We start from the raw sequence: 2,420 nt of genomic DNA, 5'->3' as shown, positions 1-2,420 counted from the left end.
TCAAAGAAATAGAGTCCTTGTTTATGGTCGACGACTGTACGCCAGCGTGTAGAGGAAATATTCGGCTCTTCTTCAGTATTTAAGCCAAATGGCACAGAAACATTTCGAATCACGCTAAATACACTGGCTAAAGAATACTGCTGTGTTGCATCTTTAGGAATGGCATCAATATAAAAAGATGCGCGGGCAAAACGGTCAGCTGCACGATTGGTACCAGGCAGCATCGTTGTACCGCCAATTTGTTTCCAATAGGTATTTAGAGCCAGCTGCTGATCAAATGTCGGTGAATTCGTCATTACTTGATATTTACGGTTGTGATGAATCACTTGTTTACCATCAATGTATTCAATAATGGCACTGTCACCTGTCGCATCAGAAATAGAGAGATGCAATGTCGCTAATCTTTTCTCTCCTGGAACCTGATCGGTCATTACAATAAAAGGCTCTTTTTCTAAAGCGCGAATAGCTTCTGCTACCGTTGCATAGTTGTCTAAAACATACTGTGCCCAGAGCGAGATACTTAATGGCGGTTTTTTATTGTTTTTAAGCTGTGGATATTCAGACTCGACGAGCCAAAGTAAATTGGCTGCTAAACCTTTTTCATTGACGCCATCAGTGGTTGCAATGTCATAACCTGTTGCAATAACACTGCCGTATTTAGAGGTCCATTGAATGGATTTTGGACCAGCCATACCGCTTCGTTTTACATTATTAGGTATAATCCACAAGTTTGTCCCAACATCACTTTTCCAATCCATAGAACGGGCTGTCATGACATCATTATTGCCTAAATAAACTACACGAGTACATGCCATGCTTATCCCAGCAGCCACTAAAACCCCTGCGGTGAGCATTACTTTTTTGAGTACATTATTCATTATTTAATTCTCTTAGAAAATGGGTAAATTAATGCCAATTACAGGACCATGCTGACGGATGTCCCAATGAAAATTATTTGATCTATAATCTTGCTCTAAATAACGGTAACCCGCTCTTAGATTTAGCGCTCGGTCAAAAATAGGAATGCGGTAACCCAAATAAGCTTGAGCTGATAGGGTGTTTTCAGCACCAAAGGTTAGTTCTGAGGCTAAATTCCAAGGGGTATTTGTATTATATTTAAAGCGTGAACCCCAAAAAAATTCATTCCATTTGGTATCAGTTTCTAAATATTGATTGAGAACAGTAAGTGTCGCTTCAACCTTTATTCGGTGTATCCCAATTGTCGGCTCTATAACCAATCTTGGCTCTTTTTCAGACGTGAGTTCTGGAGAAATATATGCTTGATAATAAATACCGTAATTGTTTTGCTTTAGCTGAGTACTTAATGCAATGGGTAGATTCATTACATTTTTTTCTTGTGAAGTTTCTACGTTTTGTAAATCGGTGTATATTCCCCATGCTCCTTGACGAAGATCTACATGTGCCATATAAGAACGATCTAAGTGTTTAATAGTTTCTTCGAACGATTGGTCTACATCATATTTAATTCGACCTTTATTAATTGAGCCATCTATATCTGCAGCAAATGCATATAAATTAATATTAAGCTTTGGAGTTCCCTGAAATGTTTCTGTAAAAGTTCCGGCAATAGTGATTTGATTAAATAAAATTCCAACTGAGAAAAATAAATATTTATTAATTGTCATAAAAACTCCTCATTTTTATAACTTTTATCATACGATCCATTATAAGGACATGGCATATCTGTTCATTTTTAATACTGCCTAATTATTGAAAATAAACTTCAATAACTATCTCATTAGTCTTTTTAGATTTATTAAAAACTACATGTTACACGTTATGCAACCGATTCAGTTCATCCATCTTCTGATCATCTATTTAATATAAAATCTCTTATACGAAGTTTAAAAACGAGGATTCTATAGTCCTCATTTCGTGTAAGCGTCATTATGTTAAATAGGGCATAAACTCTCTATATATCATGCTTAGAGCTAAGATAAACATCATAAGAGATAGCCCCTTAAGCAAAGCTCTTTGTATTTTTAAATTACGTAAACACTTTTTTAGTCCTAAAGAAAAGAATACATAAAGACCGCCAATAATAGCTAAAGTTAAAACTGTGATTATGATTAAGGAAAAAGTTTGCTCTTTCAGGCTAAATACTCCAAAAATAGCAGAAACAATTGCTAGGTAAAACGAAATGGTTTTAGGATTACTGAGCGTTATAAATAGTCCATCTCTATAAGAGAAGATAGTTTCATTTACCGTATTCTTAGCTTGAGTTTGTAAGAGGTCACCATTGAAAGACCAAAAACTATAAGCTAAATACAATAAATACATGCTTGATAGCAGGACTAAATACAAAGAAAAATTTGGAATAAATTGTGTTAAAGAAGCCAGTAAAAAAATAGAGGTTAATAGAAAAATGAGATCACCTGTGATTAGGCCAATTAGCATAA

Annotated in this window: 3 protein-coding genes; all 3 read right to left on the bottom strand. The window is 35.1% G+C overall.

Translation table 11 applies throughout. The annotated features are described in order from the left end of the window. The coding region (locus tag AY606_RS14180) for a linear amide C-N hydrolase (protein WP_067870058.1) at positions 1-878 on the bottom strand (878 nt) is incomplete at its 3' end. A 12-nt stretch (positions 879-890) separates the two neighbouring features. Further along, entirely contained in the window at positions 891-1,646 is a 756-nt protein-coding gene (locus AY606_RS14175) for a hypothetical protein (RefSeq protein WP_067870056.1), read from the bottom strand. A 262-nt stretch (positions 1,647-1,908) separates the two neighbouring features. After that, a partial coding sequence (locus tag AY606_RS14170; protein ID WP_067870054.1) for a LysE family transporter occupies positions 1,909-2,420 on the bottom strand: 512 nt, incomplete at its 5' end.

Source organism: Acinetobacter sp. SFB (assembly GCF_001647545.1).
Taxonomy (GTDB): Bacteria; Pseudomonadota; Gammaproteobacteria; order Pseudomonadales; family Moraxellaceae; genus Acinetobacter.
Note: the sequence above shows the minus strand (reverse complement) of the source record. Positions and strands in the feature narration are given on the sequence as shown.

Bases quoted from the DNA above. Each gene is read 5' to 3' on its own strand.
- AY606_RS14175 (WP_067870056.1), bottom strand. From the start codon at position 1,646: ATGACAATTAATAAATATTTATTTTTCTCAGTTGGAATTTTATTTAAT.